A 17,560-nucleotide genomic window follows, 5' to 3' on the forward strand; every position below is an offset into this window, starting at 1 on the left:
AACCAACGAGCATCACCTACGCCTAAAATATCCATAACATCTATATGATCGACTGTACCAGAAATCGAAAACATAATGCCCAGAGGTTCATCATTAACTCGCTTTCCGAAAATAACATAATCATGATAGAAATTATACGTTCTCTCTCCAAGACCCGGTGCTCAATCCGATCGAAAGGCGTCTACCGCAAGAACGACAGCATTTCAAATTACCGGAATCAAATACCCCCGTCGGCTTCCATAATAAGATGTAATAGTCTGTGAATGAAGAATGAATAGAAAAATATCGAAAAGCAATAGAACAATCAAAATGATTTAATTATTGCTCAACTGCCATCCTCTTTCTAAAATGATTACATTGCGCTTCGTATTAGCGTTTACGATCGGGAACAGGTAGGTTTCTTTTTGTTACAGGATGATATTTATCCAGCCATCAATCCTGTTCGAACCTATAGCTGAGCGAAAAATAAAGCGAAGCAGTTGATAGATAGATCTTGCTCACATGCCCCCAAAACATTGAGGTTTGTTGATTAATCTAAAGATATGAGCCCTTATTCCATTCTCTCGCACGAGGGGAAGATTAATAACCTAAAATGAAAGTACCCAAATGAGATATTTGAATGGTTACTCGTTCCGTTTATCACTTACTTTTCTTACAAACCCAACGAGAACTCTTGTTGTTATAGACTTAAAGGTCATGGTTACAAAAGTATGATACCATTTCCACCTCTTACTCCATTTGATTAAATTTGTTTTCTTTTCCATTAAATATTCCAAAACCGTCATAGGGGCTGTAAAAGCAAGTATTTTAAAAAGGATTGTCTTTGGCTGATCTTTTTCCGTCATTTGATTGATAAGAATAGTAACTGTAGGATATACAATATAGTCAAATAGCACATTTATTGGAAATACATTTGGAAAAAACCGAACGGGATACTGAACGAATTTGTATGAAGCAACGAAGGTATCTATCATTCCATTGGTCAGGCCATTCCATAAATAAGCCAATACCCAATCTTTTATTGACGATTTTTTCCTTAGTAATAAAATTGTTAAGCTGAACAATGTGAAAATCAAAGTACCTCGCAAAATGAAGTGATCGACTTTATTCTTTTTCATGAAGCACCTTACCTTTCAACTCACTTACCTATACCATGCTTCCAGAAAAAAGAATTATTCATCGATGCTTTCTAATTGCGGATTTATGCTGAAAATGAGATGGGTAGTTAAAAAACAATTTTTGTATGAAAATGAAACAGAGGTCTAATTTCAGTATGGGATGGGCAACCTATCGGATGTATGGGGACATTTTATGCATAACTTTGATATATCAAACGTTTATCCAATGTGGACAGAGTAAAAGAGCCACTTATTCATAGGAGTACATTTGTGGATAAATAACCTTCTACCTGTAAATAACCCTCTTGGTATGACAAAGCGCGGCGTTCCATTTCTTTTGTAATTAGCCAAGTAAAAGCTGGAGCTAACCTGTCGAAGATGAATCTGACTCTATAAGCAAATGTAGCACAACTCTTATCCATCCTAGTGGAAAGGCCGAACGACTTTCATCGCCCGGCCTCTCCTCCATTTATTCTCCAACCCCGCCGTTTCCAATATCCTTGCGATAATGATAACCCTCGAGGTTCATGGATCTCATTCGTTTGTATACATTCTTTTGGGCTTTCGTAATCGTCTTCCCGAACGATGCGACAAGGAAGACTCGACCGCCGCTGCTTCTGAGATTATCCGTTTCTCCACCCACGCCGGCGTAAAAGATCATACTTTCCTCAGCATGGAACGTTTCGTTACTCGGCACGAGCAACCCTTTCTGATAGTTACCTGGATAACCTTCAGCTGCCGCTACAACACCGATCAATGTTTCCGGCTTCCAGGTGAGTTTCGGTGTGCGATCATTAAGCACTTCCAAAATCAATTCGGCCAGATCATCTTGCAAACGGGGCAATATCACCTGCGCTTCCGGATCGCCGAACCTCGCGTTGAATTCAATCGCTTTCGGGCCGGATTCTGTCAGCATTAAGCCTGCGTATAAGACACCCGTAAAGGGGGTTCCTTCAGTAACCATCGCAGCGGCGACAGGGTTTAAAATCGCGTCGATGGCTTCTTCAATCACGTCTTTTCCAATATGGGGGACTGGAGAATAGGCTCCCATCCCACCGGTGTTTGGTCCCTCATCATGATCAAACGCACGTTTATGGTCCTGAGATTCGGTTAACGGAAGGACCGTGTCCCCATGTACAAGGCCCATTAACGAAATCTCTTCCCCCTCTAAATATTCCTCAAGAACAACTTTTGCCCCTGTACCAAAGGTATCATCTTTCAAAATATCAATGAGAGCGGCTTCTGCTTCTTGCAACGTTTTGGCAACCGTTACCCCTTTTCCTGCGGCTAAACCGTCGGCTTTTACAACAATCGGGGTACCCTTTTCAACTAGATACTCTTTCGCCTCATCGAAATCGGTGAAAACCGCGTATTCTGCTGTAGGGATTCCGTACCGTTTCATCACATCTTTTGCAAATGCTTTGCTTCCTTCAATGCGAGCGGCTGCTTTTCGCGGACCAAAAACTTTTAGTCCTTCCCTCTCAAAAATATCTGCCACACCAGCGAGTAACGCCGCTTCCGGACCAATGACGGTAAGATCGACGTCATATTTTTTCGCAGCCGCCGCCAATGCTTCTCCGTCGTCGCCAGCGATCGGTAACCGCTCCGCCACATGATCCATTCCTGGATTCCCAGGTGCAACATACACCTGATCCACTTGTGGACTGACGCTTAGTTTCCAGGCAAGGGCATGTTCCCTTCCTCCACTGCCAATCACCAGTACATTCATGCTACCGACTCCCCATTTTTAGCCTTACGCGTGTCTGAAATGGCGCATTCCTGTGAATATCATCGTTATTCCTGCTGCATCTGCAGCATCGATCGATTCTTGATCACGTTTCGATCCCCCCGGTTGAATAATTGCAGTCACACCTGCTTCTACCGCAGTCTCTACCGTATCTCTCATTGGGAAAAATGCATCCGAGCCAAGCGCACTTCCTTTCGCATCCGCCTGCGCCTGATGGACCGCGATCTCTGCTGCTCCAACACGATTCATCTGACCAGCGCCCACACCAACCGTCCGATTTCCTTTCGTTAGCACAATCGCGTTTGATTTCACATGTTTAACCACCCGCCAAGCAAGCTCGAGATTCGTCCATTCATCGGCAGAGGGCGCCCGTTTCGTTACGACTTCAACATCGGCGTTATCCAATCCTTTAACATCCTCATCTTGTACAAGGACCCCGCCCTTGACTGAAGAAACAACTTGAGAAGCATGCTGCCCCCCGTTCATATCTACTTTCAACAGGCGAATGTTTTTCTTCTTCTGCAAAATTGCAAGGGCATCCGCACTATAGTCCGGTGCAATCACCACTTCAAGAAAAATATTCGCACATTGTTCGGCCGTTTCAACGTCCACGGTTTCATTAAATGCGACAATACCACCGAAAATGGAAACAGGGTCAGCCGCGTAAGCTTGTGTATAAGCATCTAGCAGCCTCTTTCCGATACCAACCCCACACGGGTTTGTATGTTTTACCGCAACGGCCGCCGCAGTGTCGGTAAACTCTGACACGAGTGCCAATGCCGCATCAGCGTCATTAATATTATTATAGGAAAGGGGTTTTCCATGTAATTGCTCAGCCGCTGTTAACGAAGGCGTCGTTTGCAATGATGACTGATAAAATGCTGCACGTTGATGAGGATTTTCTCCGTAACGTAACGCTTGTTTTTTTTCATACGTAAGTGTTAATGCTTCCGGAAATTCTTCATTGTTTTCTTCTGTCAAATACGATGCAATCAATGCGTCATAGGCGGCTGTATGGCGAAAAACTTTCGCGGCTAGTCTCTTACGTGTCTCGGAAGGAATGCCTCCCCCGTGAATACCTTCCAAAATTTCGGTGTAGTCATTAGGGTCTGTAACCACAGCAACGGATTCATGATTTTTCGCCGCAGCTCGTAACATTGCAGGCCCGCCGATGTCGATATTTTCTATCGCCTCCTCATAGAAGACCTCTTCTTTGCTTATCGTTTCTTTAAATGGATACAAATTGACAACGACAAGATCAATCGGTTGAATTCCTTGCTCTTTCAACGCTTCCATATGTGCTTCATCGTCTTGTTTTGCCAATAGGCCGCTGTGAATCGCCGGATGTAAAGTTTTCACACGCCCTTCTAATATTTCCGGAAAATCGGTGACGTCAGAAATTCCGATGACGTTGACGCCTGCCTCATTCAACGTGCGCTTCGTCCCGCCCGTTGAAATGATCTCAAAACCTGCCTCCTGCAATTCTTTTGCAAAAGCAGCAACTCCTGTCTTGTCACTGACGCTCATCAATGCCCGTTTCATCAGGTTTTTGGCCCCTTTCTCAGTGATTGAAAAAGTTATGATAGAGGATGCTCAAAAAGACTGGGGAAAATAGCTTTCGTCTCACTTCATCGACTTGCTTCTAAAGTTCCTCGGCCTATTTGCGATATCCCTCCATGACACCTTTTGATCAATGATTCCTCTAAATGATGTCATAAACCCTTTATGTACCACTATTGTAAAAATATTCCTATCGCATATCGTCAAGCCATTTATTGAACCTACAAGGGGCCAACTTCAATGGTGACCTTTTATTTCAGACGCTTTTCACTAGCGATCCATCATAGCGTTTACGAGACGTCCTCGATAGCTGCGTTTTTCCGAACGACTCAACGCTTTTTGGCCTTTTTGAACATGCACTGTAATGTTTCTGGGTACATTCGATGTTCGATTTTCTGTACTTTTTTCGCCAAAGATTCTTTCGTTTCCCAAGCATCAATCGCCACTGTTTCCTGCCGTATGACCTGGCCGGTATCCATTCCTGCATCGACATAATGGACCGTAACCCCTGTCTGGTCAGCCTCTGCTTCCAGGGCCTGCCCAATCGCATCAATACCGGGAAAAGCCGGAAGGATCGATGGATGAATATTGACGATCCGGTTCTCATAAGGCTCAAGCAACGTTGGTCCGAGCAAACGCATGTAACCAGCGAGGATTACCCAATCTACTTGATTTTTTTCCAGCAATTTAAGAAGAGCTTCTTCATACCGCTGCTTATTGTCAAAGTCACGGGGACGAAATGAGTACGTTTGAACCTCGTAATTTTTCGCTTTCTCAAGAACCCTTGCATCCGACCGGTCGCTAAATACAAACACGGGATCTGCCTCGAGTTTTGTCTCCTGAACGGCTTGAAGAATCGCCTCTACGTTACTCCCCGTACCAGATGCAAACAGTGCAATTCTCATTCTAGCACTCCTTTGATCGACAGTTCCCCGCTATGATTGACCGTTCCTATCGGAAAACCTTTGTCTAGTACATCCAGAGCTTCTTGTTCATCTTCCGGCCTTACCGCAACCACGAAACCTACACCCATATTAAACGTTCCGTACATATCAAGGTCAGACAAATCCCCCTTTTGCTGTATAAAAGAAAAAATCGCGGGCGGTTCCCCACTCGTTAGATCGATCGTAGCCCCCAGACTTGCCGGCAACATTCGCGGAAGGTTCTCAATCAGACCACCGCCGGTAATATGTGCCATTCCATGAACCGTCATACGGGAAAGCAAGGCTTGAATCTCCTTCACATAAATCTTCGTGGGAGTGAGAAGTTCAGCTGCAAGGGGTTTTTCCATGGGGGCATATGTTTCTCGGTAATCTAGCATCTGCTCATCAATAATTTTGCGAACGAGAGAAAAGCCGTTGCTATGTACACCTGAAGATGGTAAGGCGATGAGACGATCGCCCGCTTGGACCCCTTCCCCGGTAACGATCTCTTCTTTTTCCACGACGCCGACGGCAAAACCAGCGACGTCGTATTCCTCATCCCCATACATGCCTGGCATTTCTGCCGTTTCCCCGCCAATGAGAGCGCATCCTGCTTTCTCACAACCGTTGCTGATTCCTGCTACAATCGCTTCCATACGTGCAGGGTCAGCTTTTCCCGCTGCAATATAATCGAGAAAATACAGCGGTTCAGCCCCTTGTGCAAGAATATCATTCACACACATAGCCACGGCATCTTCCCCAATGGTATCATGCCTCTCCGCCGTAAACGCGACCATCAGCTTCGTTCCAACCCCATCGGTTCCAGAAACAAGTACCGGCTGGTTGTAATCAAGGGAGGAAAGATCAAACATACCACCAAAACCGCCGACGCCCCCAAAAACTCCGGGACGCCTCGTCTTTGCTATATGTTTTTTCATCCTTGCAACCGATTCATACCCTGCTTCAACATCCACACCTGCTTTTTTATATGCATCAGACAAAGGAAGCCCTCCTATTCTCTCCCGGTAACGACAAGATCTTTATGCTCATTCGGAATCGCAGTTGGATACTGATCGGTAAAACAGCCAAGACACTGTCCGCAATTGGGCGTGGATGAATCTCTACCAATCCCTTCCTTCAAACCATCTAAAGATAAAAAGCTCAAGGAATCAGCGCCCATCATTTCACGCATTTCTTCCGTGGAATAATTCGCCGCGATTAATTCATCCGTCGATGATGTATCAATGCCATAAAAGCAAGGGCGAATGATTGGCGGCGAACTGATGAGAACGTGAACTTCGGCGGCACCGGCCTCTTTTAACAGACGTACGAGGCGTTTACTCGTCGTCCCGCGCACGATGGAATCATCCACCATCACCACCCGTTTCCCTTCCACAACACCGCGCACAGCCGAAAGCTTCATCTTCACACCTTGCTCCCTAAGGGCTTGTGAAGGCTGAATAAACGTCCTTCCGACATACCGGTTCTTAATCAACCCGAGCTCATAGGGAAGCTGGGCTTGTTCTGCGTAACCGATGGCCGCGGAAATGGATGAATCCGGCACCCCGGTAACGACATCCGCTTCCACCTTTGCCTCCTTCGCGAGCTGCTTGCCAAGTTGTTTTCGGGCTGTATGCACATTAATCTCGTCAAGATTGGAATCCGGCCGGGCAAGGTAGATATACTCCATGCTGCAGAGCGCACGGTCTTCGGCCTCCATAAAACGTTCTGAGTACATACCATTCTCGTTAAAAATTAATAATTCTCCAGGCTCAACTTCACGTACATGTTCAGCACCGATAATGTCAAACGCGCATGTTTCAGAAGCAATCACATAGGCACCGCCCAAGAGGCCCAGTGATAACGGACGCAACCCATGGGGATCCAGGGCAACGATTAACTCATCTTCTGTCATCACAGCAAAAGCATAGGCACCAATCAGTTTCGGCAGAGCACCGTGCAGCTGCTTACGTAATTGCTTTGAAGTTTCTCGCTTCAGGAGATGTGCCAACACTTCAGTGTCAGTCGTCGTTTGAAAAATACTTCCGGTCCGTTCAAGATCACCTTTCAACATCTGATAATTGACAAGATTCCCATTGTGAGCCATTGCCATGCTGCCATCTTCCGATTTAAAATGGAGCGGTTGAACATTATCGTACCCCCCACCGCCAGCAGTCGCATAACGGACATGACCAAGCGCCTGATTTCCCGGTAATTGCTCCAGATCTCCCGACTGAAAAGCTTCCGTAAGGAGCCCTGTTCCTTTATGAATATGAAGCTTCTCATTTTCGCTTGTCACAATTCCGGCACCTTCCTGCCCGCGGTGTTGCAAGCTATGCAAACCGTAATACGTCAATTGCGCAGCCTCAGGATGTCCCCAAATGGCAAAAAGTCCGCATTCCTCGTTTATACCTTTGATCTCACCAAACATGGAATCGCTCCCTTCCAAACGTGTGTCAAGGTATCGGTCGGCTGTAAAATCAATGTTTGCTCTTCCCTTGTCTTGATGCTTAACGCCTTTTCTTCCGTTACCGTTCCATAACGTCTAGCATCTGGAATCGCCTGTTCAAGCTCTTGTGCATGCTCCGGTGCAACACTAATCACATAACGAGACTGGGTTTCAGAAAATAATTCAGCAGCATTATTTTCCATCGTCATTGCAGCACCGAATTCAGTGTCCATCACACACTCAGCCACAGCAACCGCTAAACCGCCTTCCGAAATATCATGGGCCGACTGGATCAAGCCATCCCGAATAGCACCAAGGACCTGCTGCTGGCGTTTTTCTTCCAAATCAAGATCCATATGGGGTACTTTCCCACTGATTTCACCGTCTTCAAGGAGTTGCAATTCACTACCGCCCCAGGCAGACTCAGCCTCGCCGATGACATAAATGTAATCTCCGGCCTGTTTAAAATGTTGCGTCGTTACGTGTTCAAGATCTTTAACGAGCCCGACCATCCCGACAATCGGTGTTGGATGAATCGCTTCTCCATTCGTTTCATTATAAAGAGACACATTCCCGCTCACGACTGGCGTTTCAAAGGTGTTACAGGCCTGGCTCATACCTGCAGTGGACTGTTCTAGCTGCCAGTAGATATTCGGTTGTTCAGGGCTTCCATAATTCAGACAATCCGTCAACGCGAGTGGTTCTGCCCCAGAACATACAATGTTACGTGCCGCTTCAGCCACCGCTATCTTCCCACCAATATAGGGATCAAGGGCTATATAACGGCTATTTCCATCCATGGTCATCGCGAGCGCCTTTTTTGTACCGCGAATACGTAAAACCGCACTATCGGATCCTGGCATCACGAGCGTATTGGTCTGTACCATATGATCGTATTGATCATACACCCACTCTTTACTCGCAATCGTCGGCCGTTCCAGTAATTCGAGCAACGTCGCATTATGATCCTTACGCTTTGGCCTCCACGTTGGAAGCTGTTGATGCTCCTGATACGAAAACGGTTCTTCTGAAGGAACGTCATAGACAGGGGCTTCGTCGGTCAGTGCCGTAACCGGAACGTCAGCGACGACTTGGCCCTGAAACTCGAGGGTCAGCTGCTGATCTTCTTTCACTGTTCCAATCACTGCAGACTCAATGTCCCATTTTTGACAAATGGCTTCCATTTCTTTTTCCCGCCCCTTCTGGACGACGAGGAGCATTCGTTCTTGTGATTCTGAAAGCATCATTTCGTAAGGTGTCATCCCCTTTTCGCGCTGGGGAACAACGTCTAGATTCATATCAATGCCAGACCCCTCCTTGCTCGCCATTTCCGCTGCTGAGGATGTCAGCCCGGCAGCTCCCATGTCCTGAATACCGACGAGCGCATCGGACTTCACAAGTTCAAGGCAGGCTTCAAGCACTCGTTTTTCTGTAAACGGATCGCCGACTTGTACCGACGGGCGTTTCTCTGCTGACGATTCATTCAATTCTTCAGAGGCAAAAGTTGCACCGTGAATCCCATCCCGTCCGGTTGGGGCGCCAACATACATCACCGTATTGCCCACACCGGCTGCGATCCCTTTTTGCAGATGCTTTTGCTCAATAAGACCTACACACATGGCGTTCACAAGCGGGTTTCCAGCGTACGTCTCATCGAATTGTACTTCACCGCCAATCGTCGGGACTCCGACGCAATTGCCGTAGCCAGAAATACCGGCCACCACTTCTTCAAACAAATAGCGAACATGCGGGGTAGCAAGCGGGCCAAAACGTAAGGAATTCAGCAACGCGATCGGACGGGCGCCCATAGAAAATACATCACGTAGAATACCGCCAACACCGGTCGCCGCTCCTTGATACGGTTCAACGGCAGAAGGGTGGTTATGGCTTTCCACTTTAAAAACAACCGCCTGATCATCCCCGATATCCACAACACCAGCGCCTTCACCCGGTCCTTGTAATATATGAGTGCCTGAAGAAGGAAATTGTTTGAGCAGCGGCTTTGAATGTTTGTAACTGCAATGTTCGGACCAAAGCACCGAGAATAGACCTATTTCCGTATAATTCGGTTTTCTTCCTATCAATTGAACGATCCGTTTATACTCGTGATCTTTCACGCCCATATCCGTGTATAAACGTTGAGATTGAATCTCTTCAGCAGTAGGTTCAAGTTGTAACGACATGTGTGTCCCTCCAATGGTGGTATACACTCGTAAACAAGCCGCGCCCGTCTTCACTTCCAAGTAACGTCTCCATTGCCCTCTCCGGATGGGGCATCATGCCGAGCACATTTCCTGCTTCATTCGTAATCCCTGCAATTCGCCCTGTCGAGCCATTCACATCAGATTCATAGCTAAAAACGATACGATGATTCATTTTCAACGTTTCATAGGTCTGCTCATCGCATTCATAGTTTCCATCTCCGTGCGCAATGGGAATGCGCAAAACTTCTCCTTCCTCATAGTCGCTCGTAAAACGAGTCCCGCTATTTTCAACCTTCACGTTAACCGTCCGGCAAATGTATTTTAGATTCGTATTCCGCTTCATCGCCCCTGGAAGAAGCCCTGCTTCTAATAAAATTTGAAAACCATTGCAAATGCCAACCACCGTTTTCCCTTTCTTCGCCTCGGAAACTACACTTTCCATCACCGGGGCAAAACGAGCAATCGCTCCTGAACGCAAATAGTCTCCATATGAAAAGCCGCCCGGAAGAAAAATCGCATCATACCTATCCACCGACTCCGCGGTATGAGGGATCAAATCCACAGTCTTTACATCCGTAAAATCCTGAAGTGCATGAGCCATATCCCTATCGCAATTAGAGCCTGGAAATACGATCACCGCCGCTTTCATACCTGTGCCTCCCGTTCCACTTGATACGTGTAATTTTCAATGACAGGATTGGCAAGCAGCTGCTCGCACATACTTTCAATACGAGCGTCCAAATCCGAACCTTCAGCAACCTCAAGCTTGATCCACTTCCCGACCTTCACTTCTTCAACTCCTTCGTACCCAAGCGCAGTAAGTGAATGCTGCACCGCTTTTCCTTGCGGATCCAGCACCCCTTCTTTCAACGTAATGTACACGTGCACGTTAACCATGAACGACGCCCCCAATACGAGATAAAATCGTTTCATAACCGGATTGCAATGACCCGAGATCATAACGGTATACATCTTTATCCATCTTCTCCCCCGTCTCCTTATCCCAGAAACGACAAGTATCCGGAGATACTTCATCCGCAAGAATCAGCGTGCCGTCTTCGGCAAAACCAAATTCCAGTTTGAAATCAACGAGGAGGATGCCCGCCTTTTGACAAAGCTTTAGCAGTATTTTATTCACATGTAACGCCCGCATCCGCATTTCTTCCAGTTCCTCTGCCTTCACTACCTCTAAAGCTGCGATATGGGCCTCATTGACAAGCGGATCACCGATCGCATCGTCTTTGTAATACCACTCCACAATCGGTTCAGTCAGCTCCTTGCCTTCCGCCCAGCCAAGACGACGTGCTAAACTCCCAGCCGTAAGGTTACGAACCACAACTTCAAGGGGGATCATCTGCGTCGGACGCACGATCTGTTCCGTTTCACTGATCTTTGCTTTAAAATGCGTCGCTACCCCTTCTGCTTCCAGCACCTCGAAAAAAAGAGCGGAAATCGCATTATTCAACTTCCCTTTTCCTTCCAGCACATCATGCTTCTCACCATTAAAAGCCGTCGCATCATTTTTATAAACGAGCCGCAACTCATCGTCATTCTCCGTCGTAAACAACTGCTTCGCTTTTCCTTCATACAGAAGTGCCATGCTGACATCCCCTCACCTTTTATTCATCGAGACCCACTCTGGAAAATAAAACATCGACGTTTTGCAAATGGTGACGCTCATCGAAACAATCATTCAACGTTTCTTCATCAAGAACGTTTGTCATTTTCGGCTCAGCTTCTACGAGCGATCGGAAATGAACTTTCTTCTCCCAAGCTTCCATTGCCATTGGCTGGACGAGATCATAAGCTTCCTCTCTTGCCATCCCTTTGTCAATCAACGTAAGTAGAACACGCTGCGAGTAAATCAGACCAAACGTCTTTTCCATATTTTCTTTCATATTTTCCGGATATACCGTCAACTGATCGATGATGTTCGTAAAGCGGTTCAACATGTAGTTGAGCAAAATCGTACTGTCCGGAAAAATGATCCGCTCAGCAGAAGAATGGGAAATATCGCGCTCATGCCAGAGCGGGACGTTTTCAAAGGCAGTTTGCACGTGACCGCGAATGACACGAGATAACCCTGTCATATTTTCCGATCCGACCGGATTCCGTTTATGGGGCATTGCAGATGAACCTTTTTGGCCTTTAGCAAAGTATTCTTCGACTTCTCGGGTTTCGGTTTTCTGTAAGTTACGAATCTCAACTGCCATTTTTTCAATAGATGTCGCGATCAAGGCGAGTGTGGAGATGTAGTGGGCATGGCGATCGCGCTGTAACGTCTGCGTAGAAATAGGGGCGGAATTCAGTCCAAGCTTCTCGCACACGATGGCTTCGATTTCAGGAGGTATGTTGGCAAACGTGCCGACAGCCCCTGACATTTTTCCAACGCGCACCCCTTCAGATGCTGCTTCAAAGCGTTCGATGTTCCGCTCCACTTCCGCATACCAAAGGGCGAGTTTCAATCCAAACGTCGTCGGCTCCGCGTGTACACCATGGGTTCTGCCCATCATGAGCGTATACCGATGTTCTTTGGCTTTACTCGCCAGAACATCTTTAAAGCGGTATAAATCATTACGTAAAATATCATTGGCCTGAGTTAATAAGTAGGATTGTGCCGTATCGACCACATCGGTGGATGTTAATCCGTAATGTACCCACTTCCGTTCTTCACCAAGAGTTTCGGAAACGGCACGTGTAAAGGCAACGACATCATGCCGTGTGCTCGCTTCAATCTCATGAATACGCTCCACATCAAAGATTGCTCGTTCTCTGATTTTTGTAACATCCTCTTTTGGAATGTCGCCGTGTTCAGCCCAAGCCTCGCAGGCGGCGATTTCTACCTCCAACCAAGCTTGAAATCGGTTCTCTTCTGTCCAGATACGCCCCATTTCTGGGCGTGTATAACGTTCAATCATCATGAATCCCCTCTACTGTTAGGTTCGAATGGCCAGCTGCCTGACGTTTGCGAGTGTTTCTTCAAGTGTTTTTCCGGTTATGTTCACATGTCCCATTTTGCGGCTTATCCTTGCTTCGGCCTTGCCGTACAGATGGAGGAATGCGTTCTTATACGATGGGATTTTTTCAATGGCGTCCTCTACGTGTTCACCAAGAATATTATCCATCACCACTGGTGTATTTAATTCAGGTGTAACGAGAGGCCAGCCACAAATCGCACGGACATGCAAATGAAATTGCGATACGTTACAGGCGTCCAACGTATAGTGCCCGGAATTATGCGGACGCGGGGCAAGCTCATTCACATACACTCTTCCGTCTTCGTGATAAAACATTTCCATTGCAAGTGTCCCTACGAGTGAAATGCTGTCGGCAAATGTTTTCGCCATTTGAACAGCGGATCGTTCAGCCTGGCCGCCAATACGTGCAGGGACAATGGTTCGTTTTAATATGTTATCTTCATGGTCGTTCTCTGCAACTGGAAACGTGGTCATTTCACCTTTTTCTGTTCTCGTTACAATCACTGATATCTCTTTATCAAAAGGGATCCATTGTTCCAACACCAGATCCCCTGACCCTTGCAGCTCATTATAAGCGGGTACTAGGTCTTCTCCCGAACGAATGATCACTTGCCCTTTGCCATCATATCCACCGCGACAAGTTTTCAACACAGCTGGAGTACCAAGCCTCTCGATCCCCTCTTCTAACGTTTCAAGTGAAGTTACTGCAACGTAAGGAGCGACGTCCAGAGCTGCTTTAGAAAGTGCTTCTTTTTCCCGCAGCCGATGTTGGCAAATCCTTAATAAATCAACGCCCTGGGGCAGCTTCCCTTCTTCTTCCAAAATCGCCGCTGTCCTCGTATCGACATTCTCAAACTCGAAAGTAACCACGTCGCTGGCCGCCGCTAATCTACGCACAGCCTCTTCATCATCGTAGGACGCAACGATTTCTTCATCTGCCACTTGCGCCGCCGGAGAGTTCGCTTTCGGTTCAAGCACAGCAATTGAATAACCCATCGCTTTCGCTTCCAGCGCCATCATCCGCCCGAGCTGACCGCCGCCAAGAATACCGATCGTATTTCCGGGTATAATCATGACTCTGTTCTCTCCCCCTGCGTAATAACTTCTCGAGCCTTCGCATCCCGGCGTTCATTTATTTTCCCCGCAAGTTCCTCATTGAAAGTGGATAAGATTTGCACTGCCAACAACCCAGCATTTTCAGCACCTGCATCCCCAATCGCCACCGTTGCTACTGGAACTCCTTTTGGCATTTGCACGATCGATAAAAGCGAATCCCAGCCGCTTAACGTCTTCGATTGGACAGGTACACCGATCACCGGCAGCGTCGTCTTTGCTGCGACCATCCCCGGAAGGTGAGCGGCTCCGCCCGCTCCGGCAATAATCACTTTCAGCCCCCGTTCACGCGCTTTCTCCGCGTACTGAAACATTAAATCAGGCGTTCGATGGGCAGATACAATTTTTTTCTCATAAGGGACCTCGAATTCCTCAAGAATTCCACAGGCATGATTCATTGTCACCTCATCGGATGTACTTCCCATAATGACACCAACTTCGACAACCATCTGTAACCTCCACTACATAAAAATAACCTGCTGTCCATCGCGTTTCTCAAAAAGAGGAGGCCGATTGACACAGCAGGACAAATTCTGCGCGCAAATACTACTTCCTCATAGACCAATCGTTTATGGCGATTAGGTAGAAACGTTCGAGCCTTATTCCCGAATTTATATGAGGTATTAATCGTTCATTTCTATATTTATCGTAGTATGTGTTAAAAAAAATGTCAATGCAAAGTCGAATGATTTTCTCTGGCATTAATTTTATCGTTCGGATATTACTTAATGATCTTTTATTAATGCGGATACAAAACGCATCGTAGTAAAAAATAAGCCAAAAGGCGAGTGCACCCTTCACCTCTTGACTTCTCAAATATCGAGCACTTGAACGAGTTCGGATTGTATGATGTAGCGTTCCGGAGCGTTTCCGATGTAGTCGAGGGGATAGCAAGTCGTTAATGTAAGTGTAGGAGTATCTTTGTCAACGATCACGGTCTGATCCTCCGGATCGGTGATCCATATATTCTCAACTTTATATTCGTAACGCTTCTCTCCAAATTCCACAACAATCGAATCGCCTTCATCCACCTCTCCAAGTTCAGTGAAAACCGTATCCCGGTGTCCGCTGAGTACCGTGTGACGTTTTTGATCCGGAGTGGTTGTCCATTCACTAACATACATTCCAACCCCTCGTTCCAACGTATCGTCATCAGCTCCCCAATACGTGGTGTATCCTTTTTCTAAGCCGGGAATAACAAGGCGCCCAACATCGTCCCCGGTGTCATATGTATCCCATTCATCACTCATTATAGCGGGGGAATCCGTTGACCATTCGTCTTGACGGACACTGCTCTCATTACTGACTGCTTCCGTTTCCTTTAGATTCCATTCCCTTGTTTCTTCAAGTGAAACCGTCTCTACAGCCTGAGAACTTTGCCACCACTGAATACCATAGTAGGCAGAGATCAAAAGACCGGCACACATTATCGTCAAAAGCAGTTTGTTCACATTTTCACCTCACCCTCAAAAGTAAAAAACCGCATACAGGATGCGGCTTTTTACAAAAACTTACGCTCTAACCACACGCTTTCGGAAAAAGAACAAACCGCCAGCAACAACCGCCATAGCTGCTCCTGCTAAAGCAAACAAAGGATGGGTAGATGCCGTATCAGGCAGTTCTCCCCCCTCTTCTTCTTCGATCATATCCTCCATCGGTGTAGCTTCATCCACCACATGATCTGGAACAGAAATTCCCTCGATACCGTTGAAATTATATACAGACATCTCCAAAGACTGAGTGGTATTCATACTTTCTCCATCCATATCGATATCCATATCTGTATCCATCACTAATCCGGTCATATAATACGTATCTTTATCAATCGTCATTTCATAGCTTAGGTCGTTAAAACTCACTTGATCCATAAACTCCTCAAGGAACATCGAAGAGTCTTCTCCGTTCATATCTGACCCTAGCAGCTCCTCGGTCTCTTGCAAGAGTTTTTCTCCATCTCCTTCATACGTTAACACGTATTCATCACCTGTATCCTCCACACTCATATCTTCACCAAGCGCTTCAGCTTGCGCCACATGATCGCTGGCCATAGCTGCCTCCATCATTTCATCGAAACCTGCACTAAGATCCTCTGGCATCTTCAGCCAGCCTTCCTCAGGATCCTCTGTAAAAAATCCTTCCTCCGTCCAATAGGATTCGATCGTAACCTCACCTTCTTCAGGCGTCGAAGTTGTCACGACCTGGTGCATAGCGAAAGGATCTAAAGTGATCTCATCCTCAGAGTGGGTCGTTATAGAAATCGACTCGCCATCCGTTAGGGGATCAGGCATCGTTTGTTCCATCGTTGTTTCACTAGCGTAACTCTCAAGCTCAAGCATTGCCTCATTGGACTGTTGTAAAATTTCTGACGCGCTCAACTCTTCCGCTGACACTTGCATGGAGGCTGTGCCTGACACAAGCAGAGCAGCCAGCGATAGGGGGACTGCTTTTTTCACCATATCCATCAACTCCTGCGATTTTTTTGAATAAATAGAAATGAACGTTCGTTTTATGTAAGTACATCATTGCTGAAGGAATGAAGCGCTTAAAATCTATTTATTACATTCTATATTTTATTATAATTTTCATTAAAATTAAATGTTTTCCGGTAATTTTTGGTTCATATTGGTATTAAAGGTCGATGGATTGCCGATAAGATGGATGGATCGATTGATCATTAAACATAAAAATGCTACCTTATCCAATATCCATTCGAACGGTGATTAACACAACAAACACGATTGAACGCACCATCAAGATCTCAAAAGCTTTAAAAACGATGAATCGCTTGCCTCATGAACACGGAGTGTAGTTTCGTATACTGTGAGATGTTTAAAGATCGATATGATTTTACCCTAGCGCCCCCATGGGCGACGCTAGGAAGAACGTACCCCTTAAACCTTTGCAGTTCCCTACATCCATTACACATAACGGTACTGTTTCCCTACCTAATAAAGTTCGATATTCACTCAGAAACATAACCTCTTACCTACCTCGAATGTTCATTACTTTTTCCACCAAAAAATTCAAAACTCCCTCAACTGCCCCGCAGAATACTCGCCAACTCATCTTTATTCACCAGTAAATCCGCTAACGTATAATCATCCAATACTTTCAAGAACGCCTCGTTCGCTTTATGCAAGACGCCTTTTAGACGACATACCGGGCTAATAGGGCAAGTGTGGTTTTCATTGAAACATTCAACTAACGCCATATCTTCCAGTTCCCTAACGAGCGTACCCACGTTTACTTTTTCCGGATCCATCCCGAGTTGAAGACCGCCATTTCGTCCACGAGTCGTTTCTATGTAGTTTTTCTTCCCAAGTTCATGCACGATTTTTTGCAAATGATTCGTAGAAAGGTGATAAGCTGTAGCAATTTCTTTTATAGAGGTACGGGAGCCTTCAGGAAGACTTCCGACATAAATGAGCGCACGCAGTGCGTAATCCGTATAAGATGTGAGTTGCACAG

Annotated in this window: 16 protein-coding genes and 1 riboswitch; all 16 genes read right to left on the reverse strand. The window is 46.3% G+C overall.

Going from position 1 to position 17,560, the window contains the following annotated elements; all coding sequences use genetic code 11:
- Positions 1–623: 623 nt before the first annotated feature.
- The 16 genes from HNR44_RS13740 to HNR44_RS13815 all read right to left on the reverse strand — a co-directional run bounded on the left by HNR44_RS13740 (position 624) and on the right by HNR44_RS13815 (position 17,558).
- Complete coding sequence (locus HNR44_RS13740) at positions 624–1,118, reverse strand: CBO0543 family protein (protein ID WP_184404893.1); 495 nt, start codon at positions 1,116–1,118, stop codon at positions 624–626.
- A gap of 469 nt (positions 1,119–1,587) precedes the next feature.
- The gene (gene purD / locus HNR44_RS13745; protein ID WP_184404894.1) at positions 1,588–2,847 is read right to left on the reverse strand and encodes a phosphoribosylamine--glycine ligase; all 1,260 of its coding nucleotides are present in this window, start codon (positions 2,845–2,847) and stop codon (positions 1,588–1,590) included.
- Between the two features lie 24 nt (positions 2,848–2,871).
- Positions 2,872–4,410, reverse strand: a complete 1,539-nt coding sequence (gene purH / locus HNR44_RS13750; RefSeq protein WP_246407493.1) for a bifunctional phosphoribosylaminoimidazolecarboxamide formyltransferase/IMP cyclohydrolase — start codon at positions 4,408–4,410, stop codon at positions 2,872–2,874.
- A 344-nt stretch (positions 4,411–4,754) separates the two neighbouring features.
- A complete protein-coding gene (purN, locus tag HNR44_RS13755) occupies positions 4,755–5,330 on the reverse strand; it encodes a phosphoribosylglycinamide formyltransferase (protein WP_184404896.1) in 576 nt (191 codons plus the stop codon).
- The gene (gene purM / locus HNR44_RS13760; RefSeq protein WP_184404897.1) at positions 5,327–6,349 is read right to left on the reverse strand and encodes a phosphoribosylformylglycinamidine cyclo-ligase; all 1,023 of its coding nucleotides are present in this window, start codon (positions 6,347–6,349) and stop codon (positions 5,327–5,329) included. The genes purN and purM overlap by 4 nt, the downstream gene beginning before the upstream one ends.
- 11 nt (positions 6,350–6,360) lie before the next feature.
- A complete protein-coding gene (gene purF, locus HNR44_RS13765) occupies positions 6,361–7,779 on the reverse strand; it encodes an amidophosphoribosyltransferase (protein WP_184404898.1) in 1,419 nt (472 codons plus the stop codon).
- Positions 7,755–9,980 (reverse strand): phosphoribosylformylglycinamidine synthase subunit PurL, encoded by a 2,226-nt coding sequence (gene purL, locus HNR44_RS13770; protein WP_184404899.1) that lies wholly within the window; start codon positions 9,978–9,980, stop codon positions 7,755–7,757. The genes purF and purL overlap by 25 nt, the downstream gene beginning before the upstream one ends.
- Positions 9,964–10,650 (reverse strand): phosphoribosylformylglycinamidine synthase subunit PurQ, encoded by a 687-nt coding sequence (gene purQ / locus HNR44_RS13775; RefSeq protein ID WP_184404900.1) that lies wholly within the window; start codon positions 10,648–10,650, stop codon positions 9,964–9,966. Before purQ ends, purL begins: the two co-directional genes overlap by 17 nt.
- A complete protein-coding gene (gene purS / locus HNR44_RS13780) occupies positions 10,647–10,898 on the reverse strand; it encodes a phosphoribosylformylglycinamidine synthase subunit PurS (protein WP_184404901.1) in 252 nt (83 codons plus the stop codon). Before purS ends, purQ begins: the two co-directional genes overlap by 4 nt.
- Positions 10,891–11,601: a phosphoribosylaminoimidazolesuccinocarboxamide synthase gene (purC, locus tag HNR44_RS13785; protein ID WP_184404902.1), complete on the reverse strand. Its 711-nt coding sequence runs from the start codon at positions 11,599–11,601 to the stop codon at positions 10,891–10,893. Before purC ends, purS begins: the two co-directional genes overlap by 8 nt.
- A gap of 19 nt (positions 11,602–11,620) precedes the next feature.
- On the reverse strand, positions 11,621–12,919 hold the full coding sequence (gene purB, locus HNR44_RS13790; protein WP_184405086.1) for an adenylosuccinate lyase: 1,299 nt from the start codon (positions 12,917–12,919) through the stop codon (positions 11,621–11,623).
- Between the two features lie 18 nt (positions 12,920–12,937).
- On the reverse strand, positions 12,938–14,053 hold the full coding sequence (purK, locus tag HNR44_RS13795; protein WP_184404903.1) for a 5-(carboxyamino)imidazole ribonucleotide synthase: 1,116 nt from the start codon (positions 14,051–14,053) through the stop codon (positions 12,938–12,940).
- Positions 14,050–14,541, reverse strand: a complete 492-nt coding sequence (gene purE, locus HNR44_RS13800; protein ID WP_184404904.1) for a 5-(carboxyamino)imidazole ribonucleotide mutase — start codon at positions 14,539–14,541, stop codon at positions 14,050–14,052. Before purE ends, purK begins: the two co-directional genes overlap by 4 nt.
- An 88-nt stretch (positions 14,542–14,629) precedes the next feature.
- A riboswitch (purine riboswitch) is annotated at positions 14,630–14,731 on the reverse strand.
- A gap of 173 nt (positions 14,732–14,904) precedes the next feature.
- Positions 14,905–15,543, reverse strand: a complete 639-nt coding sequence (locus HNR44_RS13805) for a class D sortase (RefSeq protein ID WP_184404906.1) — start codon at positions 15,541–15,543, stop codon at positions 14,905–14,907.
- Between the two features lie 60 nt (positions 15,544–15,603).
- A complete protein-coding gene (locus HNR44_RS13810; protein WP_184404907.1) occupies positions 15,604–16,548 on the reverse strand; it encodes a DUF6612 family protein in 945 nt (314 codons plus the stop codon).
- A gap of 578 nt (positions 16,549–17,126) precedes the next feature.
- On the reverse strand, positions 17,127–17,558 hold the full coding sequence (locus HNR44_RS13815) for an Rrf2 family transcriptional regulator (protein WP_184404908.1): 432 nt from the start codon (positions 17,556–17,558) through the stop codon (positions 17,127–17,129).
- Positions 17,559–17,560 lie beyond the last annotated feature (2 nt).

Origin of the sequence: Geomicrobium halophilum, from assembly GCF_014207655.1 — a bacterium.
Classification (GTDB): domain Bacteria; phylum Bacillota; class Bacilli; order Bacillales; family Marinococcaceae; genus Geomicrobium; species Geomicrobium halophilum.